The following is a 23,348-nucleotide window of genomic DNA, read 5'->3' on the forward strand; positions in this document are numbered from 1 at the left end:
TCATGTCGTTCGTCAGCGTCGAACAACTCGACAAGAGCTACGGTGCCACCAGTATCTTCCGCGATATCGACTTCGCCGCCGCCCGCGGCGAGTTCGTCACCCTGCTCGGCCCCAGCGGCTGCGGCAAGTCCACCCTGCTGCGCTGCATCGCCGGGCTGACCGAGGTCGACAGCGGGCGCATCCTCATCGACGGCGAGGATGTGGTGCCTTTGCCGCCGCAGAAGCGCGGGATCGCCATGGTGTTCCAGAGCTACGCGCTGTTCCCCAACATGACCGTGCAACAGAACGTCGCCTTCGGCCTGCGCATGCAGAAGGTGCCTGCGGCGGAACTGAAACAGCGGGTCGCCGAAGCCATCGAGCTGGTGGAGCTGGGCGAGTACGCCGCCCGCTACCCGCACCAACTCTCCGGCGGCCAGTGCCAGCGTGTGGCGCTGGCCCGCTCGCTGGTGACGCGACCGCGTCTGCTGCTGCTCGACGAGCCGCTGTCGGCCCTCGACGCGCGCATCCGCAAGCACCTGCGCGAACAGATCCGCCGCATCCAGCAGGAGCTGGGACTGACCACGGTGTTCGTCACCCATGATCAGGAAGAAGCGCTGACCCTGTCCGACCGCATCGTCCTGATGAACGCCGGACGCATCGTCCAGAGCGGCGACGCGGAGACCCTCTACACCGCGCCGGAAAACGCCTTCGCCGCCGGCTTCATCGGCAACTACAACCTGCTCGACGCCGAACAGGCCAGCCGCCTGCTCGGCCAGCCCTGCGCGCAACAGGTGGCGATCCGCCCGGAATCCCTGCGCCTGGGCAACGAACCGAGCGAAGGCGTGCCGGCGCTGGTACGCTCGCACAGTCTGCTCGGCAACGTGATCCGTTACCGCGTCGAGGCCGCCGGAGTGGAACTCACCGTCGACGTCCTCAACCGCAGCGCAGACCGCCTGTATCCGGCCGGCAGTCAGCTGACGCTGGTCATCGATCGCAACAGTATTCGAGAGGTAGCTTGATGAGCCTGGTGATCTTCGACCTGGACGAGACCATGATCCACGGCGATTGCTCCAGCCTGTGGAGCCAGCGCATGGCGAGTCTCGGCTGGGTCGACGAATCCTTCGTCCGCCGCGACGCCGAACTGATGGAGCAGTACGCCGAGGGCAAGCTGTCCATGGACCTGTACATGGACTACACCCTGCAACCGCTGATCGGTCGCAGCGTCGAGGAAGTCGAGCGGGAAGTGGAGGCCTACGTCGAAGAGGTCATCGAGCCGCTGATCTACAGCGACGCCTGCGCCTGCCTGGCGCGCCACCGCAGCGCCAACGACCGGGTGCTGATCGTCTCCGCGTCCGGGGTGCATCTGGTCAAGCCGATCGCAGCGCGGATCGGCGTCGACGAAGTCCTCGCCATCGATCTCGAAGTGCTCGATGGACACTACACCGGCCGCACCCTGGGCACCCTCACCTATCGCGAAGGCAAGGTATTGCGTCTGCTCGACCTGCTGGAAGGAGATGATCGCCAACTGGCCGACGCCTGGTTCTATTCGGATTCGCGCAACGACCTGCCGCTGCTGAAGCTGGTCGGCCATCCGAACACGGTCAATCCGGACCCGACCCTGCTCGCCTACGCCAAGGAAATGGGCTGGCCGGTCAACGCCTGGCGCTGACAGGCTCGCTGCGAAAGCGCGAGCGGATCGCGCTTTCCATCGCCTCGACGGTGCCGAAGCGGCCCTTCAGGCCAGCGACGGGTCCACCACCAGCACGACCTTGCCCTGCACCTGGTTGCTCGCCAACGCCTCGAACGCCGCCTCGGCGTCGCCGATCGGGAAGGTTCGCTCCAGCTGCGCACGGAGTTTCCCGGCGGAGAACAATGGCCAGACCTTCAACCCCAGCTCGGCGATCAACTGCGCCTTGAACCCGGCATCGCGGGTACGCAGGGTCGAGCCGGTCAACTGGATGCGTTTGCCTAGCAGTTGAGCCAGGTCCAGTTGCGCCTCGCGGCCGCCCATCAGGCCGATGATCACCCAGCGCCCGTCGCGCCGCAGCAACTCCAGGTTCAACCCGGCATAGCGGGCGCCGACCGGATCGAGGATCACGTCGAACGGGGTGAAATCGCGCAGCGATTCCAGGCTCTGCTTGCGCAGCACGCCGCCGGCGGCGCCCAGGGATTCGCAGTAGGCCAGGCGTTCGGCGGAACCGACGCTGACCCAGCAGGGGTTGCCGAACGCCTTGCACAATTGGATGCCGGCCGAACCGACGCCGCTGGCGCCGGCGTGCAGCAGCACTTTCTCGCCGGGCTGCAACGCCGCCAGCTGGAACAGGTTCAGCCAGGCCGTGGCGTAGACCTCCGGAATCCCCGCCGCCTCCGCCAGGCTCAGCCCTGCCGGAACCGGCAGTACGTGGCGCGCGTCGACCACCACTTCCTCGGCCATGCCGCCGCCGGCGAGCAGCGCGCAGACCCGGTCGCCGACCTGCCAGGTGCTGCCCGCGCCCACCTCGCTGACCACACCCGCACACTCGAGCCCCAGCGCCGGGCTGGCGCCGGGTGGCGGCGGGTAGAGCCCGGCCTTCTGCAACAGGTCGGCGCGATTGAGTCCGGCGGCCGCCACGCGGATGCGGATTTCGCCCTGACCGCAGGACGGGGCGGCGATTTCCGACCACTCGACACGACCTTCGATACCTTGCAATGCGTTCACGCTGCCTCCATAGTGGGGTTGTCACGGCCCGATCACCCAGAGTCGGGCTTTTTGCATTGCGCCAAGGGAACCCGGCGCCGGCTAATAAGGCCTAATATGCGTCATTACTCCGCGATCAGTCGAATCAGCATGAAGCGTTTTCTGCCCCGTACCGCCCTGTTGCTCCTCCTCGGCGCCAGTTCGCTGCCGCTGTTCGCCTCGACCGCCGTCTCCGTCGGCAGCGCCCAGAATTCCTGGGACAGCCTGCAGCCGGACCGCGAGCAGGTCATCGCCAGCCTCAACGTGGTGGAACTGCTCAAGCGGCACCACTACAACAAGCCGCCGCTGAACGATGAACGCTCGGCCAAGATCTACGACAGCTACCTGAAGATGCTCGATCCGGCGCGGATGTACTTCACCGCCGGCGACATCGCCGAGTTCGATCGCTGGCGCAACAGGTTCGACGACTTCCTCAAGAGCGGCGACCTCGATCCCGGCTTCGTCATCTACAAGCGCCACCTCGACCGCCTGAAAGGTCGTCTCGACTACGCCCTGGCGATGCTCGACAAGGGCGTCGACAAGATCGACTTCAGCGTCGACGAGAGCCTGTTGATCGACCGCGAAAAGGCCCCCTGGGCGAAGGACACCGCAGAGCTCGACGACCTCTGGCGCAAGAAGGTGAAGGACGAGGTCCTGCGCCTGAAGATCACCGGCAAGGACGACAAGGCGATCCAGGAACAGCTCACCAAGCGCTACAAGAACCAGCTGTCGCGCCTGAAGCAGACCCGCAGCGAAGACATCTTCCAGGCCTACATCAACGCCTTTGCCCAGTCCTACGATCCGCACACCCAGTACCTGTCGCCGGACAACGCGGAAAACTTCGACATCAACATGAGCCTCTCGCTGGAAGGCATCGGCGCGGTACTGCAGAGCGACAACGACTACGTCAAGGTCGTACGCCTGGTGCCGGCCGGCCCGGCGGCGAAGAGCAAGCAGATCGCCACCTCCGACAAGATCATCGGCGTCGCCCAGGGCAAGGGCGAAATGGTCGACGTGGTCGGCTGGCGCCTGGATGAAGTGGTCAAGCTGATCCGTGGGCCGAAAGGTTCCCAGGTACGCCTGGAAGTGATTCCGGCGAGCAACGCGCCGAACGACCAGACCAGCAAGATCGTCGCCATCACCCGCGAGGCGGTGAAGCTGGAGGACCAGGCGGCGAAGAAATCCATCATCAAGGTCGACCACGAAGGCCGCAGCTACAAGCTCGGCGTGATCGACCTGCCGGCCTTCTACCTGGACTTCAAGGCCTACCGCGCCGGCGACCCGAACTACAAGAGCACCACCCGCGACGTGAAGAAGCTGGTCGCCGAGTTGCAGAAGGACAAGGTCGACGGCATCGTCCTCGACCTGCGCAACAACGGCGGCGGCTCCCTGCAGGAGGCCACCGAGCTGACCGGCCTGTTCATCGACCAGGGCCCGACCGTACTGGTGCGCAACAGCGACGGCCGCGTCGACGTGCTCAACGACGACGAAGGCAAGGCCTTCTATACCGGCCCGCTGGCCGTGCTGGTCAACCGTCTCTCGGCCTCCGCCTCGGAGATCTTCGCCGGTGCCATGCAGGACTACCACCGCGCGCTGATCCTCGGTGGACAGACCTTCGGCAAGGGCACCGTGCAGACCATCCAGCCGCTCAACCACGGCGAACTGAAGCTGACCCTGGCGAAGTTCTACCGTGTCTCCGGGCAGAGCACCCAGCACCAGGGCGTGATCCCGGACATCAGCTACCCGTCCATCGTCGACGACAAGGAAATCGGCGAAAGCGCCCTGCCCGACTCGATGCCCTGGGACACCATCCGCCCGGTGGTGAAGGACGAGGCCAACCCGTTCAAGCCGTTCCTCGCGCAACTCAAGGCCCAGCACGACGCGCGCACCGAGAACAACGCCGACTTCGTCTATGCCCGCGAGCGCCTGGCGCTGGCCCAGGAGCTGATGAAGGAGAAGACCGTCAGCCTGAACGAGGCCAAGCGCCGCGCCCAGCAGACCAGCATCGAGAACCGCCAGTTGGCCATGGAGAACGCCCTGCGCAAGTCCAAGGGCCAGGAGCCGCTGAAGGAACTCAAGCGCGAGGACGAGAACGCCCTGCCGGAAGAGGACGACAAGACCAAGCCGCAGGACGACGCCTACCTCACCGAGTCCGGGCACATCCTGCTGGACTACCTGAACCTCAACTCGGCGGTGGCCAAGCACTGAGTTCAGCGGGAGCGTCATAAAACAGTCATGGGACTGTCGTGAAATACGGGGCCGGTTGCACAACCGGCCCTTTTTCATTGCGACGAGAGCGTTCCATGACCGTCACCGAGCAGTTGAGCGCCCTGGACAGCATCCTGGCCCACGGCGACCTGCACTGCCTGTTCCAGCCCATCCTCTCGCTTTCCGAACGGCGCCTGGTCGGCTACGAAGCGCTGACCCGCGGTCCGTCCAACAGCCCGCTGCACTCGCCCCTGGCGCTGTTCGCCGTGGCCCGCCAATGCGGACGGCTGAGCGAACTGGAACTACTCTGCCGACAACGCGCCTTCAGCCGCTTCCGCGACATCCAGGGCGACGCCATGCTGTTCCTCAACATCTCCCCGGAGTCCCTCCTCGAGGCCGGCCATCCGCCCGGCCGCACCCTGCAATTGCTGCAACAGCTGGGGATCTCGCCGAACCGGGTGGTGATCGAACTGACCGAACAGACCCCCATCGACGACTTCGACCTGCTCGACACCGCGCTGCACCACTATCGCGCCATGGGCTTCTCCATCGCTCTCGACGACCTCGGCGCTGGCTACTCCAGCCTGCGCCTGTGGTCGGAACTGCGTCCGGACTACGTGAAGATCGACCGCCACTTCGTCGACGGCATCCACCTGGACACCGTGAAACGCGAGTTCGTCGGCTCCATCCTGAAGATGGCGCGGGCCTCTCGCGCCCAGGTCATCGCCGAAGGCATCGAACTGCCCGAGGAACTCGCGGTGCTTAGCGAGATGGGGGTCGACCTGGTGCAAGGCTATCTGTTCGGTCGCCCGCAGGAACACCCGGCGAGCGACGCACAACAGATGCTGCCCAGCGCTGGCGCCCCCAGCCAGTCATCCGGCGACGAGCACGGCGACCTGCGTGCGCTGCTGCTGGAACAGCGCGCGGTCGACGTTCGCACCTCGACCCAGGAAGTGGTGGAAATCTTCCGCCACCAGGCCAACCTGAACTCCCTGGCGATCCTCGACGAAGAAAGGCGTCCCATCGGCATCGTCCATCGCCACGCGCTCACCGACGCCTTGCTCCGGCCCTTCGCCTGCGACCTGTTCCTGCGCAAGCCGATCAGCCGCCTGATGAGCGACGATTTTCTCGCCGTGGAACTCGGTCAGACCCTGCAGCAGGTCAGCCGCCTGCTGACCAGCCGCGCACGCCAGCGTATCGAGGAAGACTTCATCGTCACCCGCGGCGGGCACTATGCGGGAATGGGCCGGGTGATCGACGTGCTCAGGCTGATCACCGAGGAAAAGCTCCAGCAGGCGCGGCACGCCAATCCGCTCACCTTGCTTCCCGGCAACGTGCCGATCCAGCAATGCCTCGAACGCCTGCTGCAGCAAAGGCGCGAGGCGGTGATCTGCTACATCGATGTCGACAGCTTCAAACCCTTCAACGATCTCTACGGCTACGCCCGCGGCGACGAGGTCCTGCTGTGCCTGGCACAGTGCCTGAACGAACGGATCGACCCGGGCAGCGACTTCGTCGGCCACATCGGCGGCGACGACTTCATGCTGGTACTCGGCCCCGAGGACTGGCGCACACGGATCGACCGATTGCTGGAAACCTTCCAGAGCCAATGCCGGCGCTTCTACAGCCGCGAGCACCTGGAAGCCGGCTGTTTCGTTGCGCACAACCGCCATGGCCAGCGTGAGGAGTACCCGCTGCTGTCATTGTCCGTCGGCGTGGTGCATCTACCGGCCGAAGCCTGCCAGGGAATGGATGCCGCGCACCTGGCGACGCTGGCCTCCGAAGCCAAGCGCCAGGCCAAGGCGCTGCCAGGCTACAGCCTGCACCTGATCGAGGCCGCCTGAACCGTTCGTTCAGCTAGAGACCGAGCGCGGACGCCCGTTGCGCATAGTGCTCGGCGCGCTCGCTGTCCGGCGCCAGGCCCGGGCCTCCATCGCGGTAGAGTTCCGCCAGCTTGCGCGCCGCCAGCGGGTGGCCCGCCTCTGCCGCTTGCGCCCAGTGGCGGCTGGCTGCCAGCGCGTCGGGCGCTTGCCGGCTGTCGCCCTTGAGCGCCTGCACGCCGAGCTGGTAGGCCGCTTTCCCATCGCCCGCGCTGGCAGCCAGGCGCAGCAGGCGCAGGCCCTCGTCGCGCGCGCCGAAGCCCTGTCCACGGAACAGCAGCAGGTGACCGTAGAACGCCTGGGCGTCGCGGTGTCCGAGGTTGGCCATGCGCGAGAACTGCCCCTGCATCCATTGCCAGGCTCGCGGCTGCTTGACCAGCCAGGGCCAGCCCAGCAACTGCCGGGCCACGCCGTAACCGAGGCGGGCGCGCAGGCGCCAGATCCATTCAGAGTTCATCGGGATACTCGAATTCGAAGACACGGACCACTTCCGCCGCATGCCAGCCAGCCGCGGCCGGGCCGTCCGGCGGACCGGAAAAACGCCCGAGGCGCTCCACGCACTCGAAGAAACCGGTGCGCGGCAAACGGCTTGCGCCCTGGCTGATGACCAGCGAACTGCGCAACGGACGCCCCGAGCGCGCATCCAGAGATGCCAGGTGCTCGAGAGCCGCGGTGAGGGTGGTCATCGCCGGAGTCGGCAATTGCAGGCGCTCGATCAGCGCCCGGTAGGTGAGCAGGTGACGCTGGCGACGTGCATCCTCGATTTCCAGCAGCAGGCTATCCCAGTGTTTACGGCTGATCAGCACACTCAAGGTCAGGCCCCCGTCGCTTTGCCCAGCACACGCTCCAGGGCGAACAGGATGGCCTCGCTGGCCTCGCGTTCGCCGCGTTCGATCATCGCCATGTAGGAAGGACTGATACCGACCTCCCGGGCCACCTGTTCCAGGCTCAGGCCGCGCGCCTCGCGGCGCTCCAGCAGGCTCGCGGAAGGCGGCGCCGGCGCGGTCGTCTCCACCGCGACACTGGCGGCCGGGCGACCGGCTGCGGCCAGCAACGCCTGGTATTCGGCCCAGGGCAACACCGCGTATTCCGCCTCGCCGTCTCGCGTGATCACTTGGACATTCATGTCGGTCTCCTTGCAAGCCGCCATCTTATCAGGCACCGCGCCGCTGCGGACTGGCTATACTGCTGCCCTGGTCACACAGTCTGCCTGGTGGAGGAGCCCACGGGTGCGCCGGAGAAGTCTTGGTTTGTGCATCCTGCTGGGAGTCGGACAGGCCTTCGCCGGCGAGCTGCGCTGGGGCTTCAGCCCCGCCGACGGCATGCCCTACGTGGACATCGTCGATCACCAGCTGCGAGGCGGCTTCACCCGCCAGTTGGGGGAGCGGGTCGCGCAGCGGCTGGGACTGTCGCTGCGTTTCGTGGAAACGCCGAACCGAAGGATCGACGGCTTCATGGCCAGCGGACATATTCACGTGATCTGCAACTCCAACCCCGGATGGGATAGCAAACCCGAACGCTACCATTGGTCTCCCGCCCTCTTCGAAGAGCAGGACGTCCTGCTGCAGCGCGACGACCGTCCGGCGATCCGCGACTTCGCCGAGCTGCGCGGCAAGACCCTGGGTACAAGTCTAGGCTATGTCTACGCGGACGATCTCATGCAGGCCTTCGCTGCCGGGGAAATTCGCCGCGAAGATACCCGCGACCTGGCCAGTCGCGTGCAGATGCTCAAGCGTTCGCGCCTGGACGCCGCGGTGGACATGCGCCGCCCGCTGCTCTACCTGACGCGCCAGCATCCCGAGCTGGGCCTGAGCGTCAGTCCGCTGGTACTGCAGAGCTATCGGATGCACTGCATCTATGGCGGACAACTGCCGGTCCCCGTCGAAAGTATGGACCGGGTGCTCGATGAGATGGTCAGGGACGGTAGCATCGAGCGCCTGCTGGAAAACAGCCTGCGAGCGCCTCAGGAACCCTGAACGCGCTCCGCCCTGGGAGCCGGCAGCTCTCGCAACGCCTGCTGCGTCTCGACGCCCTGGGCGTCGCGCCAGACCTTGAAGGCATCCAGCTCGGACTGCCAGCGACGCACTACCCAGGCCAGGACGGCGAGATCGTCGAGCAGGCCGACACCGAAGATGAAGTCGGGAACGATATCCACCGGCGAAAGGAAATAGGCCAGCGCCGCGATCACCGAGAGCAATGCCTGGCGGCTGAGTCCGCGGTATTCGCCGCGCACCCAGGCCACCAGCAGTTCCTGCAGCAGGCGCAAGTCGCCCTTCACCAGCTTCAGGCGCGAGCGCTTGCGTGCTACCGCAATCAACAAGGCGGGCACCCGGCCACGGGCCAGGAAACGTTCCGCGATCCCCAGGTAACGACTGAATCCTCGTGGTGCATCCATCCTTCCACCTCGCTCAAGCGCTTGCCGCCGAGGCTCTCCGGGTTATCCACGCATACTGTGGATAACCTTGTGAACAGCCCCCCCTTCCGTCGGCGAGAAGCCCGTCGCTACAGGCTTTCCGACAGATCGGACACTTTTTAGACAATGCTCTAAAAGCATTGAAAATCAAGGATTTGACCTAGCGCAACGGACAACCCGAGGTCAATACCGTAGGTCGGGTCGACGTGCGACAAATGTGTGCATAAGGGTAACACCGGCCGTGCCCTCGACCTGTTTTCAGACCCTCGCGGCAGCGCCTGGGTTCAGCCGAACCCGCAAATGAAAACGCCCCGTCATGGACGGGGCGTTTCATGCATCGCGGCGGAAGAATTACTTCTTCGCGTCCGCCTTGGCTTCGGGCTGCGCTGCCGCACCGGCCTCGGGCTCCGCGTCCGGCTTGGACGGATCCTTGATGCCGAGCAGTTCCATGTCGAAGACCAGTACCGAGTTGGCCGGGATCGCCGGACTCGGGCTCTGCGCGCCGTAGGCCAGCTCGCTGGGGATGTACAGCTTGATCTTCTCGCCGACGTGCATCAGTTGCAGGGCTTCGACCCAACCCGGGATCACGCCGCTGACCGGCAGGTCGATCGGACTGCCGCGCTCGATGGAGCTGTCGAAGACGGTGCCATCGGTCAGGCGGCCTTCGTAGTGGACGGTCACCACGTCGGTGGCCTTCGGTTGCGGACCATCGGCCTTCTTCACGATTTCGTACTGGAGGCCGGAAGCGGTGGTGGTCACGCCGTCGCGCTTGCCGTTTTCCTCGAGGAATTTCTTGCCGGCCTTGGCGTTTTCGTCGCCAATGGCGGCCATGCGCTCCTCGGCACGTTTCTGCAGGAAGGCGAAGGCTTCGGTCAGCTCTTCATCGGTGAGCTGCTGCTTCTTCTTGCCGAGGGCGTCTTCGATGCCCTTGGCGACGGCTTTCGAATCCAGGTCGTCCATGCCTTCCTGGGACAGGCTCTTGCCCATGTTCAGGCCGATACCATAGGAAGCTTTCTGCGCCGGGGTCTTCAACTCAACGTTGGTCTGCGAATCGCAGCCGGAGAGAACCAGACCGACCAGTGCGATCGCTGCTGCCAACCGATGTTGTTTCATGCTGAGTCCTTTAATCTGTTCGCCGCTCGGGCATATTCGATGAAGCCGCGAGCTTAGCAGGCTGTCGCGACCAGTGGCTATGGGCAATAGGAACAGGTGCGCGCGGATAAGTTCAAGGACGAACTTTTCGAAAAATGAAGGAGATAGCAGAACGAACGCGAGGAACGAGGACAGAAGAACAGCGGAAAGGAATCGTCGAAAAACGTCGGATTATGGAGCGGAAAGGAAGCGCAAGAGATACAGCGAAGGAAGGAAATGGCGCAGCGGACGGGACTCGAACCCGCGACCCCCGGCGTGACAGGCCGGTATTCTAACCGACTGAACTACCGCTGCGCGTAACTTGCGAGATTGGTGGGTGATGACGGGATCGAACCGCCGACCCTCTGCTTGTAAGGCAGATGCTCTCCCAGCTGAGCTAATCACCCTTCACTCTCGAAGTGGGGCGCATTCTACGGAGCGATTCGGCCCCTGGCAAGCCCCTCGATGAAAAAAATTTTCTGCCGTTCCAAGGAGTTAGCGACGGACCGGGGTTGGCCTGAGCCGCCAGCGGCGGAATAATGGGTCCTTTGTGCCCGGAGAGAACGACCCCATGTGGTTCCGCAATCTGCTCGTCTACCGCCTCACCCAGGATCTGCAACTGGATGCCGATTCCCTCGAGAAAGCCCTCGGCGAAAAACCCGCCCGCCCCTGCGCCAGCCAGGAGCTGACCACCTATGGCTTTACCGCGCCGTTCGGCAAAGGCCCGGACGCACCGCTGGTACACGTCAGCCAGGACTTCTTCCTGATCTCGGCACGCAAGGAAGAGCGCATCCTGCCGGGTAGCGTCGTGCGTGACGCACTGAAGGAAAAGGTCGACGAGATCGAAGCCCAGCAGATGCGCAAGGTCTACAAGAAGGAACGCGACCAGTTGAAGGACGAGATCGTCCAGACCCTGCTGCCGCGCGCCTTCATCCGCCGCTCCAGCACCTTCGCCGCGATCGCGCCGAGCCTCGGCCTGATCCTGGTCGACTCGGCCAGCGCGAAGAAGGCCGAAGACCTGCTCTCGACGCTGCGCGAAGCGCTCGGCTCCCTGCCGGTACGCCCGCTGAGCGTGAAGGTCGCGCCGACCGCGACCCTCACCGACTGGGTCAAGACCCAGGAAGCCGCCGGCGACTTCCACGTGCTCGACGAATGCGAGCTGCGCGACACCCACGAGGACGGCGGCGTGGTCCGCTGCAAGCGCCAGGACCTGACCAGCGAGGAAATCCAGCTGCATCTCACCGCCGGCAAGCTGGTCACCCAGTTGTCCCTGGCCTGGTCGGACAAGCTGTCCTTCGTCCTCGACGACAAGCTGGCGGTCAAGCGCCTGCGCTTCGAAGACCTGCTGCAGGAGCAGGCGGAAAAGGACGGCGGCGAAGACGCCCTCGGCCAGCTCGATGCCAGCTTCACCCTGATGATGCTGACCTTCGCCGAATTCCTTCCGGCGCTCTTCGAGGCCCTCGGCGGCGAAGAAATCCCCCAGGGCGTCTGACGCCCCACTCTCCCGGCGGCGCCCGCCGCTGGGAGAGTCGCGCCCGGCATGGCAGACTGGCGGCCGTCCAATAACAAGGAAAGCCCATGCGTGCCCTGACCGCCCTGAGCCGCTTCGTCAGCGCCAGCTTCCCGTTCTGGGTCCTGCTGTTCGCCATCCTCGCCTTCTTCCGACCTGCCTGGTTCCTCCCGCTCACCGCAGCCATCGCGCCACTGCTCGGCCTGGTGATGTTCGGCATGGGCCTGACGCTCAAGGGCGAAGACTTCCGCGAGGTCGCCCGGCACCCCATACGGGTGCTGATCGGCGTGCTGGCCCAGTTCGTCATCATGCCCGGCCTGGCCTGGCTGCTCTGCCGCCTGTTGCAGTTGCCGGCGGAGATCGCGGTGGGCGTGATCCTGGTCGGCTGCTGCCCCGGCGGCACCGCTTCCAACGTGATGACCTGGCTGTCCCGTGGCGATGTCGCCCTGTCGGTGGCGATCACCTCGGTGACCACCCTGCTCGCCCCGCTGGCCACGCCGGCGCTGGTCTGGCTGCTGGCCTCGGCCTGGCTGCCGGTGTCGTTCGCGGCGATGTTCCTGTCGATCCTCCAGGTGGTGCTGGTGCCCGTCGCCCTCGGCCTGCTGGCACAGCGCCTGCTCGGCGAGCGCACCCGACAGGTGGCGGAGGTGCTGCCGCTGGTCTCGGTATTCAGCATCGTGGTGATCATCGCCGCGGTGGTGGCCGCCAGCCAGGCGCGGATCGCCGAGTCCGGTCTGCTGATCATGGCCGTGGTGATGCTGCACAACGGCTTCGGCCTGTTGCTCGGCTATCTCACCGGCAAGCTGACCGGCATGCCGCTGGCGCAGCGCAAGGCCCTGGCCATCGAAGTCGGCATGCAGAACTCGGGGCTCGGCGCGGCGCTGGCCAACGCCCATTTTTCGCCCCTGGCAGCAGTGCCCAGCGCCCTGTTCAGCGTCTGGCACAATCTCTCCGGTTCGCTGCTGGCCGCCCTGTTCCGGCGCATGGATGATACTCCGCGTTAAGCTGGATCCCGGTCGGGAAGCCTTGTCCCGACCGATGAACCATGCAAAATACCGCACGCAGTGAGGACGACCTCCCCACCCGCCTCTGGCCGGTGACCGAATGGGGACGGCCCCGCCACCCCTTTCCCCGGAGGTCACCATGTCCTGGATCATCCTGTTTTTCGCCGGCCTGTTCGAAGTGGGCTGGGCCGTTGGTCTGAAATACACCGAAGGCTTCAGCAAGCCGCTTCCCACGGTCCTCACGGCGCTCGCCATGCTGGTCAGCCTGGGCCTGCTCGGCCTGGCCATGAAGCACCTGCCGCTGGGCACCGCCTATGCCGTCTGGACCGGGGTCGGCGCGGTCGGCACGGTAATCGCCGGGATCGTCCTGTTCGGCGAATCCATGGCATTGCTGCGCCTGGCCAGCGTCGCGCTGATCGTCTGCGGACTGGTCGGCCTCAAGCTGAGCCATTAGACATCCATCGAATATGCTCGGAGGGGTATCGCTTTCCGCAGTTTTATCGCGTACTCTGCGACCACTGTGCTTGCTTGGGTCACAGTGAATCGTGACCTGGTGTGGTAGATCTCGGTCCGCTCATCGCCTCGGCTCCTCGTACTCTTTGCAACTCAGTACCTACCGGCTCGGATATTCCCGTCGCCGCAATCAACTTTGTTTCAGGAGTTACACCATGTCGAATCGTCAGAACGGCACCGTAAAATGGTTCAACGACGCCAAAGGCTTCGGCTTCATCACCCCGGAAAGCGGTAACGACCTGTTCGTTCACTTCCGTTCCATCCAGGGCACCGGCTTCAAGAGCCTGCAGGAAGGCCAGAAGGTTTCCTTCGTGGTCGTCAACGGCCAGAAAGGCCTGCAAGCCGACGAAGTACAAGTTATCTAACTTGTAGTTCGCGAAAAAAAGCCCCGGCATCGCCGGGGCTTTTTCGTTTCTGCGGATCGATCAGCGAGCTTCGCCGCGCAAGCTCGTCACCCGCGCCTGCAGGTCGAGACGCTCCACCGCCTCCGGCGCCACCGATTCGCCGGCCACCAGGCTTACCCGCGACCACAGGCGGCGGAAGAAGCCCTTGTTCGGGTCGCGGCTGAAGAAGCTGCCCCACAGGCCCTGCAGCGCCATGGGGATCACCGGAACCGGGGTTTCCTCGATGATCCGCTCGATCCCGGCGCGGAACTCGTTCATCTCGCCGTCGGCGGTCAGCTTGCCTTCAGGGAAGATGCACACCAGCTCCCCGTCCCTCAGGTAGTCGGCGATGCGCTGGAAGGCGCGTTCGTAGATCCCTTCGTCCTCGTGGCGTGCCGCTATAGGCACCGCGCCGGCGGTGCGGAAGACGAAGTTGAGCACCGGCAGCGAGAAGATCCTGTAGTACATGACGAAACGCACCGGCCGCCGGATCGAGCCGGCGATCAGCAGCGCGTCCACGTACGAGACGTGGTTGCACACCAGCACCGCCGCCCCCTCGTCCGGGATCGCCTCCAGGTTCACATGCCGGACCCGGTACATGGTGTGGCTGAGCAGCCAGACCAGGAAGCGCATGGTGAATTCCGGGACGATCTTGAAGATGTACACGTTCACCGCGACGTTCATCAGCGACAGGGCGAGGAACAGCTGCGGGATCGACAGCTTGGCGACGCTGAGGAAGAGGATCGAGGCCAGCGCAGCGGCGACCATGAACAGGGCGTTGAGGATGTTGTTGGCGGCGATCACCCGGGCCCGCTTGTCCTCGTCGGTGCGCGCCTGGATCAGGGCGTACAGCGGTACGATATAGAAGCCGCCGAAAATGCCGATGAACAGGATGTCGGCCAGCACCGACCAGGTCTCATGGTGGCGCAGCACCGCCAGCCAGTCGTAGGGCGCCTCGCCTGGGGGAATGCCGCCGGCGTGCCACCAGAGGAGGATGCCGAAGACGGTCAGGCCGATCGAGCCGAACGGCACCAGGCCGATCTCCACCTTGCGACCGGAAAGCTTCTCGCACAGCATCGAGCCCAGCGCGATGCCCACCGAGAACACGGTGAGGATCAGGGTCACCACGCTTTCGTCGCCGTGCAGCCATTCCTTGGCGAAGGTCGGGATCTGCGTCAGGTAGACCGCGCCGAGGAACCAGAACCAGGAGTTGCCCACCAGCGAGCGCGAGACCGCCGGGCGCTGGCCGAGCCCCAGGCGGAGGATGCTCCAGGACTGGGCGAAGATGTTCCAGTCGAGTTTCAGCCCCGGCAGCGCCGCCGCCGCTCGCGGAATGCCGCGGCTGGCCAGGTAGCCGCAGGCGGCCACCAGCACCACCGCGGTGGCCACCGCCGCCGCGTAATGCGCATGGGACATCAGCACGCCGGCGCCGATGGTGCCGGCCAGGATCGCCAGGAAGGTGCCCATCTCCACCAGCGCGTTGCCGCCGACCAGTTCGTCCTCGTGCAGGTGCTGGGGCAGGATCGAATACTTGACCGGGCCAAATAGCGCCGAGTGGGTGCCCATGGCGAACAGCGCGACGAACATCAGCGGCAGGCTGCCGAAGACGAAGCCGGCTCCGCCGACCAGCATGATGCCTACCTCGGCCAGCTTCAGCGCGCGCATCAGCGCGTCCTTGTTGTACTTCTCGCCGAACTGTCCGCCCAGTGCCGAGAACAGGAAGAACGGCAGGATGAACAGCAGCGCGCAGAGGTTGACCAGCAGGCTGCGGTCGCCGCTGACGCTGAGGTGATAGAGGATGGCGAGGATCAGCGACTGCTTGAAGATGTTGTCGTTGAAGGCACCGAGCAGCTGGGTGATGAAGAACGGCAGGAAACGCCGCTTGCCCAGCAGGGCGAATTGCGAATGTTGGGTCATCGTCCTTGTTACCTTGCGTGGCCGCCGAAAGGAAGCCCGTCATCGATTGGACTGCATGGACCGCGGATCAGGCCACAGCGTTCCGATGGAAATTCCGCGCCCATCATAGAACAGGCGTCCGCGTTACCGCAGGACGCCTGTCGTCGGACGATGCGCCAAGTCGCATCCGAATATTCAGAAACCGACGCTGGCCTGCATGAACAGCGTCCGCGGCTGACCCACGTAGATTCCCGAATTGTTGTCGCTGGAGCGGGTGAAATACTGCTTGTCGAACAGGTTCTTCACCCCGAGTCCGAGCTTCAGGTTCGACGCCTGCGGGCCGAAGTCGTAGCCGACGCGGGCATTCCAGGTCACGTAGCCGGGAATGTCGCCGTACTGGCCGTCGGCGCTGGGCTCGGTGATGTAGTTGTGGGTGAAGTTGCCCTGGCTGTCGGTGCTCAGCCCTGGCGCACGCTGCATGGACTGGGCGAAGGCGTCGAGGTTGTAGGTCCAGCGGTCGACCTCGTAGCGCACCCCGGCGGTGGCCACCTGGCGCGAGTAGAGCGGCAGGTCGCGCCCCTTGAAGGAGGGAATGTCACCTTCGTAGGTGGCACGGGTATAGGTGAGGCTGCCGTAGACCGACAGGCCGTCCAGGCGCGGATCGAGAGCGGCGAAGTCATAGTGGCCGGAAGTCTCGATGCCCTGGTGCTTGGTGGCGCCGAGGTTGGTCCAGCCGACGTCGTTGCTGACGTACTGCAGCTCGTCGTCGAAGTCGATGTAGAACAGCGTGATCTCGCCGCCCCAGCTGCCGTTGTCGTAGCGCGTGCCCAGTTCGTAGGTCTTGGCCTTCTCCGGCTCCAGGCCGGCGGCGGTATCGTTGCCGCTGCCGCCCTGGCCGAGCTGGAAGTACTGCAGGCTGCCGAACGATTCGGAGTAGTTGGCGAACAGCTTCCACTCGTCGCTCAAGTGATACATCAGGCTCAGCGCCGGCAGCGGTTCGTTGTAGTCCTTGCTGCGCTTCTTCTCCTGCACCAGCCTGCCGTTCAGGCCGAGCACCGGGCGGTCGCGCCAGTCGCTGTCGATCTTCTCGAAGCGGATGCCGGGGGTGATGGTCCAGTTGCCGACATCGATCTTGTCGTCGATGTAGAAGGCGCTGGCCTCGGTACCGCCGGTACGGTCCTGGTAGGTATGGCCGTCCGAGCCGGGACGCACAGTCGGCACATTGTCGACCAGGGCCAGTTGGCTGGCGCGCTCGTTCATCGCTTCCTTCAGGTAGCGGTAGCCGAAGCCGACCTCCTGGGTGGTCGGGCCGGCGAAGAATATCCGCGAGACCCGCGGCTCCACCGCGAACACATGGTAGTCGCGCGGGTACGAGGTAATGGTCCTGAGGTTGCGCGCGGCGATGCTACTGCCGCGGAAACTGTCGCTGTAGTAGGTGAGCACCTCGAACTGGGTGAGGTCGTCGACCTGGCGGGTGTACTTCAGCGAGAAGTCCTTGCGCCGACCACGGAAATTGTCCCAGTCGCGCACCGACTGGAAGGGATCGTCGTCGTACTGCGCCTGGGTCAGGCCGCCCGGCATATCGGCGTAGGCGTCGTAGTAGTGGAAGTTGGCCGCCAACTGGTCGCTGTCGCTGAGCTGCCAATGGGTCTTGAGCAGCACGTCGTCGATATCGTTGTCGTTGTTGCCGTCGCGGTAGTCGGCGCCCTTCACCCCGGAATACAGCAGCGCCACGCCCAGGCCGTTGTCGGCGGTCCCGCCGAGGAACGCCTGGTTGAGCTTCTTCCAGCCGCCGTGGCCGGCATGCTCGATGGTGGTGCCGATTTCGCCGGAGAACTTCTCCGGAATCGCCCGGGTCACGAAGTTGATCACCCCGCCGACGTTCTGCGGGCCGTAGCGCACCGAGCCGGCGCCGCGCACGACGTCGGTGCTTTCCAGGTTGCCGATGGACAGCGGCATCATCGACAGCTGCGGCTGGCCGTAGGGCGCCACCGCCGCCGGCACGCCGTCGATCATCACCGTAGAGCGCGGCGACAGGCGCGAAGTCAGGCCACGCACCCCGACGTTCAGGGAGATGTCGCTGCCGCCGGTACCGTTGTTGTCCTGCACTTGCACGCCGGGCACCTTGCGCAGCACGTCGCGGACGTTCTGCGCACCGGTCTCGAGCATTTCCCGACGACGCACCACGCTACGCGCGCCGGGATGGTTCTGCACCACCGCCTGGTCGGCTTCGCCCAGCCAGTCGCCGACCACGGTGACCGTGCCCAGTTCCTTGGCTTCCTCTTCGGCCTGCGCCGCCTGCATGGACACACCCAGCGCGATGGCGACGGCCAGGCGCGACAACGAACTCACGGACGACATCGAGGCTCCCCCAGGGACGCAGGAAAAAGTGGGGCGCAAAATTACGGCAAATCGTAAAGAACGTAAATACAAATGATTTGCAAATGTGAGCTTGACTTATTCGTATGTCGTCAAGGACGAGCGCGCGCAGGCCGAGCGGTATTCACCCGGTGCCACGCCGTAGGCCTGCTTGAACTGGCGACCGAGGTGGCTCTGGTCGGCGAAGCCCAGCTCCAGAGCCACCTCCAGCGGCGCCCGGCCGCTCTTGAGCAGTGCCCTGGCCTGCTCCAGGCGGCGCTGCCTGAGCCAGGCGTGGGGCGGCATGCCGGTGGCGCGACGGAAGACCCGGGCAAAATGGAAGGGGGATAGATTGACCGCCGCCGCCAGTTCCTCCAGTGAAGGCGGATCGAGCAACCGCGCCGCCAGCAGTTCGCGGGCGCGGGCCACCGCCAACGGCTCCTGCCCGGCCTTCGGCGCTTCTGGCAGGCGGGAGTGGCGACGGAACAGGGCGAGCATCGTCTCGCGCCAGCGGGTCTGGGTTTCCAGGCTGCCGGCATGCTCGGCCAGCAGGCGGTGCAAGTGGACGAAGGCGCGCGCCAGGGGCTGGTCGTGGATCACGCTGTCGGCGAAACGCGGCACGCCGCCATGATGGATTTCCAACTCGTCGAGAATCCCGTCGATCTGCTCCATTTCCGGGTAGTAGCCGCGATAGAGCCAACCGGCATCATGGGCCTTGGAGCCGGTGTGCACTTCGTCGGGGTTGATCAGCACCATGCTGCCCAGCGGGGCCAGGTGCTCGCCGCCACGATGGCGGAAGCGCTGCGCGCCCTGCTCGATGATGACCAGGGCGAAGCTGCTGTGCACATGCGGCGCGAAGCGCTGCTCCACATAGCGCGCGTGCAGCAGTTCGACGCCGCCCAGTTCGGCGGCGCGCCAGAAATGCGTGTGTTCTCCGCTCGTCTCGTCCGGCACTGCCGTCTCCTCGTTCGCCCGTCCGGACGGGCCGCCCAGCATACCGTAGGAGCGACGGAACCGGCTTCAGCCGGTGAAGCTGGCTTCCAGCGCCGCCTTGACCTGCGGCCATTCGTGGTCGGTGATGCTGTAGACGAAGGTGTCGTCTAGCCGCCCGCCGGCCAGCCGCCGGTGGTTGCGCAGCACGCCCTCGCGCTGCGCGCCGAGCTTGTCGATGGCGCCCTGGGCGCGCAGGTTGCTCGCCGCCGTGCTGAGCTGCACGCGGACCATGCGCAGGTTGTCGAAGGCATGCTTGAGCATCAGGTACTTGATCATGCGGTTCAGGCCGCTGCCGTGCTGGGCCTGGTCGAGCCAGGTCCAGCCGATCTCGCAGGCCGGCAATGCGGGAAGGAATTCGGCGAAGCGCGTGGTCCCGACCAGTTGCACGCCGAGGCGGACGGCGAGCGGCAACGCCCTGCCCTCGCGCTGCTCGGCGAGGCTCTGGCGGTACCAGTCCGGCCGCGTCGGTCCGTCCATGTACTGCAGCGCCTCGCGGTTGGCTTCGGCGAGGCTCACCAGCTCGGGAATGTCCGCTTCCACCAGCGGCTCGAGACGCAAGGCTCCGCGCTGCAGGGTGATCGGTAGCGGCTTGAACATGGGCGCCCTCCTCGACATCGACGCAAAACTCCGCTCCCATCAGAGCGTAGCGGCCGCGTTTAGTGCCGCAGCCGAAACCGGCTACGATGAACGGACAGCCGGCCGCCGGGGCCGTCCGCGCTCACGCAGCCCGGCACGCTACCAACTCCGCGCGTCCGGCTCAAGCATGCGTGCGACCTTGGTCGCAGGCGGCCTGACGCGCGGGCCGACAAGTGCGAAACTGGCGCGAAAGCAAGACCCCCGCCTCACGCCAGCTTCACGCGGGGGACATCATCGGAGTTCGCATGTCGCTGTCCATCGGGCTGATCGCCGTGGTCGCCCTGGTCTACATGGCCATCCTGTTCGCCATCGCCTTCTATGGCGACCGTCGCCGCACCCCGCTCTCACCCCGCCTGCGCGCCTGGGTCTACAGCCTCTCCCTGGCAGTGTACTGCACCAGCTGGACCTTCTTCGGCGCGGTCGGCCAGGCCACCGACCAGCTCTGGTCGTTCCTGCCGATCTACCTCGGACCGGTGCTGCTGATGCTGTTCGCGCCCTGGGTGCTGCAGAAGATGATCATGATCAGCAAGCAGGAGAACATCACCTCCATCGCCGACTTCATCGCCGCCCGCTACGGCAAGTCGCAGGCGCTGGCGGTGGTGGTGGCGCTGATCTGCATGGTCGGCGTGCTGCCCTACATCGCCCTGCAACTGAAAGGCATCGTCCTCGGGGTGAACCTGCTGATCGGCTCCGGCGCCGACTCCACCGGAACCCGCGCCCAGGACACGGCGCTGATCGTGTCGCTGGTGCTGGCGCTGTTCACCATCGTCTTCGGTACCCGCAGCCTGGATGTCACCGAACACCACCGCGGCATGGTCCTGGCCATCGCCTTCGAGTCGCTGGTCAAGCTCACCGCCTTCCTCGCCGTGGGCATCTTCGTCACCTTCGGCCTCTACGACGGCTTCGCCGATCTCTTCTCCCAGGCCCGCGCCGCGCCGCAGTTGGCGGACTACTGGGAAGAGACCGTGCACTGGCCGGCGATGCTGCTGCAGACCGGCGTGGCAATGACCGCGATCATGTGCCTGCCGCGGCAATTCCACGTCACCGTGGTGGAGAACATCGAGCCGCGCGACCTCAACCTGGCGCGCTGGGTGTTCCCTATCTACCTGGTGCTGGCCGCGTTGTTCGTGGTGCCGATCGCCCTCGCCGGCCAGTTGCACCTGCCCGCCGGGGTAATGCCGGACTCCTTCGTCATCAGCCTGCCGCTGGCCGAGGCGCACCCGGCGCTGGCCCTGCTGGCATTCATCGGCGGCGCCTCGGCCGCCACCGGAATGGTCATCGTCGCCAGCGTGGCGCTGTCGACCATGGTCTCCAACGACATGCTCCTGCCGTGGCTGCTGCGACGCCGGGAAAAGGACACCGAACGGCCCTTCGAGGCCTTCCGTCACTGGCTGCTGACCGTGCGCAGGGTGAGCATCGCAGTGATCCTGCTGCTCGCCTACGTGGCCTACCGCCTGCTCGGCTCCAGCGCCAGCCTGGCGACCATCGGCCAGATCGCCTTCGCCGCCATCGCTCAGCTCGGCCCGGCCATGATCGGCGCGCTGTACTGGAAACAGGCCAACCGCCGCGGGGTCTTCGCCGGCCTCGCCGCCGGCTCGCTGCTGTGGGCCTATACGCTGGTCCTGCCGGTGGTGGCCAAGGGCCTCGGCTGGCCGCTGGAGCGCATCCCCGGCCTGACCTGGCTGGCAAGCAATCCCTTCGGCCTGCCGATCGAGCCGCTGACCCAGGGCGTGCTGATCTCGCTGGTCGGCAACTTCGCCCTGTTCGGCCTGGTCTCGGTGCTCTCGCGCACCCGCGTGTCCGAGCACTGGCAGGCCAGCCGCTTCATCGGCCAGGAGATTTCCCAGCGGCAGAACTCGCGTTTCATGCTCGCGGTGCAGGTGGAAGACCTGCTGATGCTCGCCGCGCGTTTCGTCGGCGAGGAACGCGCGCGGCAAAGCTTCATCCGCTTCGCCTACCGCCAGGGCAAGGGCTTCACCCCGAACCAGACCGCCAACAACGAGTGGATCGCGCACACCGAGCGCCTGCTCGCCGGGGTCCTCGGCGCGTCCTCGGCGCGGGCGGTGGTGAAGGCCGCCATCGAAGGGCGCGAGATGCAGGTGGAGGACGTGGTGCGGATCGCCGACGAAGCCTCCGAGGTGCTGCAATTCAACCGCGCCCTGCTGCAGGGCGCGATCGAGAACATCACCCAGGGCATCAGCGTGGTCGACCAGTCGCTGCGGCTGGTGGCCTGGAACCACCGCTACCTGGAGCTGTTCGAGTACCCGGACGGGCTGATCTACGTCGGCCGGCCGATCGCCGACATCATCCGCTACAACGCCGATCGCGGTCTGTGCGGGCCCGGCGATCCGGACATGCACGTGGCCAAGCGCCTGTACTGGATGCGCCAGGGCACTCCGCACACCTCCGAGCGGCTGTTCCCCAACGGCCGGGTCATCGAGCTGATCGGCAACCCGATGCCCGGCGGCGGCTTCGTCATGAGCTTCACCGATATCACCGCCTACCGCGAGGCCGAACAGGGCCTCAAGGGCGCCAACGAGTCGCTGGAACAACGGGTCCAGGAGCGTACCCAGGAACTCTCGCAGTTGAACCAGGAACTCAGCGAGGCGAAGAGCAACGCCGAGGCCGCCAACCAGTCGAAGACCCGCTTCCTCGCCGCCGTCAGCCACGACCTGATGCAGCCGCTGAACGCCGCGCGGCTGTTCTCCGCCGCCCTCGCCCACCAGGACGCGCTGCCCGGCGAGGTCCGCGACCTGGTGCAGCACCTCGACTCGTCGCTACGTTCCGCCGAGGACCTGATCACCGACCTGCTGGACATCTCGCGCCTGGAAAGCGGCCGGGTCAGCGCCGAACGCAACCCGTTCCCGCTGAACAACCTCTACGATGCCCTCGGCGTCGAGTTCAAGGCGCTGGCCCAGGAACAGGGCCTGCATTTCCGCCTGCGCGGCAGCCAACTGCGGGTGGACAGCGACATCAAGCTGCTGCGGCGCATCCTGCAGAACTTCCTGACCAACGCTTTCCGCTACGCCAAGGGCCACGTGCTGCTCGGCGTGCGCCGCGAGGACGGCTACCTGCGCCTGGAAGTCTGGGACCAGGGGCCGGGCATCCCACCGGACAAGCAGAAAGTCATCTTCGAAGAGTTCAAGCGCCTGGACAGCCACCAGACCCGCGCGGAGAAAGGCCTCGGTCTCGGCCTGGCGATCGCCGACCGGCTCTGCAAGGTCCTCGGCCATCCGCTGGAAGTACGTTCCTGGCCGGGCAAGGGCAGCGTCTTCAGCGTCCGCGTACCGCTGGCGCGGCAGGCGCCGCCGGCCCTGGCCAACGGCCACAAGGCCGAACCGGCGCAGGCGTTGAACGGCGCCCAGGTGCTCTGCGTGGACAACGAGGACAGCATCCTCGCCGGCATGAACAGCCTGCTCAGCCGCTGGGGCTGCCAGGTCTGGACCGCGCGCAGCCGCGAGGAATGCGCCACGCTGCTGGACAGCGAGATGCGCCCGCAACTGGCGTTGATCGACTATCACCTGGACGACGGCGAGACCGGTACGCAACTGATGGCCTGGCTGCGCACGCGCCTGGGCGAACCGGTGCCGGGCGTGGTGATCAGCGCCGACGCGCGGCCGGAACTGGTGGCGGAGATCCACGCCGCCGGCCTCGACTACCTGTCCAAGCCGGTCAAGCCGGCCGCGTTGCGGGCCCTGCTCAGCCGCCATCTGAGCCTGCGCTGAGCG

20 protein-coding genes and 2 tRNA genes are annotated in these 23,348 nt (G+C 65.7%); 10 read left to right on the forward strand and 12 right to left on the reverse strand.

Annotated elements, in window-relative coordinates:
- The first annotated feature begins 2 nt into the window (after positions 1 to 2).
- Complete coding sequence (locus HMPREF2886_RS24105; RefSeq protein ID WP_003109170.1) at positions 3 to 998, forward strand: ABC transporter ATP-binding protein; 996 nt, start codon at positions 3 to 5, stop codon at positions 996 to 998.
- Complete coding sequence (locus HMPREF2886_RS24110) at positions 998 to 1,648, forward strand: HAD family hydrolase (RefSeq protein ID WP_003091591.1); 651 nt, start codon at positions 998 to 1,000, stop codon at positions 1,646 to 1,648. Before HMPREF2886_RS24105 ends, HMPREF2886_RS24110 begins: the two co-directional genes overlap by 1 nt.
- Positions 1,649 to 1,714: 66 nt before the next feature.
- On the opposite strand, the gene HMPREF2886_RS24115 is transcribed toward HMPREF2886_RS24110, so the two are convergent.
- The gene (locus tag HMPREF2886_RS24115) at positions 1,715 to 2,677 is read right to left on the reverse strand and encodes an NAD(P)H-quinone oxidoreductase (RefSeq protein ID WP_070748521.1); all 963 of its coding nucleotides are present in this window, start codon (positions 2,675 to 2,677) and stop codon (positions 1,715 to 1,717) included.
- 129 nt (positions 2,678 to 2,806) lie between these two features.
- On the opposite strand from HMPREF2886_RS24115, the gene HMPREF2886_RS24120 reads away from it, so the two are divergent.
- Both HMPREF2886_RS24120 and HMPREF2886_RS24125 read left to right on the forward strand, forming a co-directional pair.
- Complete coding sequence (locus HMPREF2886_RS24120; protein ID WP_003091593.1) at positions 2,807 to 4,903, forward strand: carboxy terminal-processing peptidase; 2,097 nt, start codon at positions 2,807 to 2,809, stop codon at positions 4,901 to 4,903.
- A 95-nt stretch (positions 4,904 to 4,998) separates the two neighbouring features.
- Entirely contained in the window at positions 4,999 to 6,747 is a 1,749-nt protein-coding gene (locus tag HMPREF2886_RS24125; protein WP_070748523.1) for a bifunctional diguanylate cyclase/phosphodiesterase, read from the forward strand.
- Positions 6,748 to 6,760: 13 nt separating this feature from the next.
- On the opposite strand, the gene HMPREF2886_RS24130 is transcribed toward HMPREF2886_RS24125, so the two are convergent.
- The 3 genes from HMPREF2886_RS24130 to HMPREF2886_RS24140 are packed head-to-tail and all read right to left on the reverse strand — an operon-like array spanning position 6,761 to position 7,909.
- Positions 6,761 to 7,240: a tetratricopeptide repeat protein gene (locus HMPREF2886_RS24130; protein WP_033971688.1), complete on the reverse strand. Its 480-nt coding sequence runs from the start codon at positions 7,238 to 7,240 to the stop codon at positions 6,761 to 6,763.
- A complete protein-coding gene (locus HMPREF2886_RS24135) occupies positions 7,230 to 7,595 on the reverse strand; it encodes a hypothetical protein (protein WP_003114793.1) in 366 nt (121 codons plus the stop codon). Before HMPREF2886_RS24135 ends, HMPREF2886_RS24130 begins: the two co-directional genes overlap by 11 nt.
- A 2-nt stretch (positions 7,596 to 7,597) precedes the next feature.
- Positions 7,598 to 7,909, reverse strand: coding sequence for a helix-turn-helix domain-containing protein (locus tag HMPREF2886_RS24140; RefSeq protein WP_003114792.1), 312 nt, complete (start codon positions 7,907 to 7,909; stop codon positions 7,598 to 7,600).
- A gap of 103 nt (positions 7,910 to 8,012) precedes the next feature.
- Here HMPREF2886_RS24140 and HMPREF2886_RS24145 point away from each other — a divergent pair, with 103 nt between their 5' ends.
- The gene (locus HMPREF2886_RS24145) at positions 8,013 to 8,759 is read left to right on the forward strand and encodes a substrate-binding periplasmic protein (RefSeq protein ID WP_033971689.1); all 747 of its coding nucleotides are present in this window, start codon (positions 8,013 to 8,015) and stop codon (positions 8,757 to 8,759) included.
- Here the strand turns inward: HMPREF2886_RS24145 and HMPREF2886_RS24150 are convergent.
- The 4 genes from HMPREF2886_RS24150 to HMPREF2886_RS24165 all read right to left on the reverse strand — a co-directional run bounded on the left by HMPREF2886_RS24150 (position 8,747) and on the right by HMPREF2886_RS24165 (position 10,734).
- Entirely contained in the window at positions 8,747 to 9,178 is a 432-nt protein-coding gene (locus tag HMPREF2886_RS24150; protein ID WP_033971690.1) for a YkvA family protein, read from the reverse strand. The two genes, HMPREF2886_RS24145 and HMPREF2886_RS24150, sit on opposite strands and share 13 nt — an antisense overlap.
- Positions 9,179 to 9,547: 369 nt before the next feature.
- Positions 9,548 to 10,309: a BamJ family beta-barrel-assembly machinery protein gene (locus HMPREF2886_RS24155; RefSeq protein ID WP_003091600.1), complete on the reverse strand. Its 762-nt coding sequence runs from the start codon at positions 10,307 to 10,309 to the stop codon at positions 9,548 to 9,550.
- 256 nt (positions 10,310 to 10,565) lie between these two features.
- A tRNA-Asp gene (locus HMPREF2886_RS24160) sits at positions 10,566 to 10,642 on the reverse strand.
- Positions 10,643 to 10,658: 16 nt separating this feature from the next.
- A tRNA-Val gene (locus HMPREF2886_RS24165) sits at positions 10,659 to 10,734 on the reverse strand.
- A gap of 164 nt (positions 10,735 to 10,898) precedes the next feature.
- Between HMPREF2886_RS24165 and rdgC the strand changes: the two genes are divergently transcribed.
- The 4 genes from rdgC (at position 10,899) to HMPREF2886_RS24185 (ending at position 13,719) form a co-directional block, all read left to right on the forward strand.
- The gene (gene rdgC / locus HMPREF2886_RS24170; RefSeq protein WP_003091601.1) at positions 10,899 to 11,819 is read left to right on the forward strand and encodes a recombination-associated protein RdgC; all 921 of its coding nucleotides are present in this window, start codon (positions 10,899 to 10,901) and stop codon (positions 11,817 to 11,819) included.
- A gap of 86 nt (positions 11,820 to 11,905) precedes the next feature.
- Positions 11,906 to 12,841, forward strand: coding sequence for a bile acid:sodium symporter family protein (locus tag HMPREF2886_RS24175; RefSeq protein ID WP_070748525.1), 936 nt, complete (start codon positions 11,906 to 11,908; stop codon positions 12,839 to 12,841).
- Between the two features lie 139 nt (positions 12,842 to 12,980).
- Positions 12,981 to 13,295: a quaternary ammonium compound efflux SMR transporter SugE gene (gene sugE, locus HMPREF2886_RS24180; protein WP_003091603.1), complete on the forward strand. Its 315-nt coding sequence runs from the start codon at positions 12,981 to 12,983 to the stop codon at positions 13,293 to 13,295.
- 214 nt (positions 13,296 to 13,509) lie between these two features.
- Positions 13,510 to 13,719, forward strand: a complete 210-nt coding sequence (locus HMPREF2886_RS24185) for a cold-shock protein (RefSeq protein WP_003091604.1) — start codon at positions 13,510 to 13,512, stop codon at positions 13,717 to 13,719.
- 60 nt (positions 13,720 to 13,779) lie between these two features.
- Here HMPREF2886_RS24185 and HMPREF2886_RS24190 read toward each other — a convergent pair whose 3' ends face one another.
- From HMPREF2886_RS24190 to HMPREF2886_RS24205, 4 genes are all read right to left on the reverse strand, one after another.
- Positions 13,780 to 15,654, reverse strand: a complete 1,875-nt coding sequence (locus tag HMPREF2886_RS24190) for an MFS transporter (RefSeq protein ID WP_070748527.1) — start codon at positions 15,652 to 15,654, stop codon at positions 13,780 to 13,782.
- 174 nt (positions 15,655 to 15,828) lie between these two features.
- On the reverse strand, positions 15,829 to 17,994 hold the full coding sequence (locus HMPREF2886_RS24195) for a TonB-dependent receptor family protein (RefSeq protein WP_070748529.1): 2,166 nt from the start codon (positions 17,992 to 17,994) through the stop codon (positions 15,829 to 15,831).
- A 96-nt stretch (positions 17,995 to 18,090) separates the two neighbouring features.
- Positions 18,091 to 18,945 carry an AraC family transcriptional regulator gene (locus HMPREF2886_RS24200; RefSeq protein WP_070748531.1) on the reverse strand — a complete coding sequence of 285 codons (855 nt, stop codon included), beginning with the start codon at positions 18,943 to 18,945 and terminating at the stop codon, positions 18,091 to 18,093.
- Between the two features lie 66 nt (positions 18,946 to 19,011).
- A complete protein-coding gene (locus HMPREF2886_RS24205; RefSeq protein ID WP_003119682.1) occupies positions 19,012 to 19,599 on the reverse strand; it encodes a GNAT family N-acetyltransferase in 588 nt (195 codons plus the stop codon).
- 266 nt (positions 19,600 to 19,865) lie between these two features.
- Here HMPREF2886_RS24205 and HMPREF2886_RS24210 point away from each other — a divergent pair, with 266 nt between their 5' ends.
- A complete protein-coding gene (locus tag HMPREF2886_RS24210; protein ID WP_003117605.1) occupies positions 19,866 to 23,345 on the forward strand; it encodes a PAS domain-containing hybrid sensor histidine kinase/response regulator in 3,480 nt (1,159 codons plus the stop codon).
- Positions 23,346 to 23,348 lie beyond the last annotated feature (3 nt).

The sequence above is a fragment of the Pseudomonas sp. HMSC066A08 genome, from assembly GCF_001813025.1.
GTDB lineage: Bacteria > Pseudomonadota > Gammaproteobacteria > Pseudomonadales > Pseudomonadaceae > Pseudomonas > Pseudomonas aeruginosa.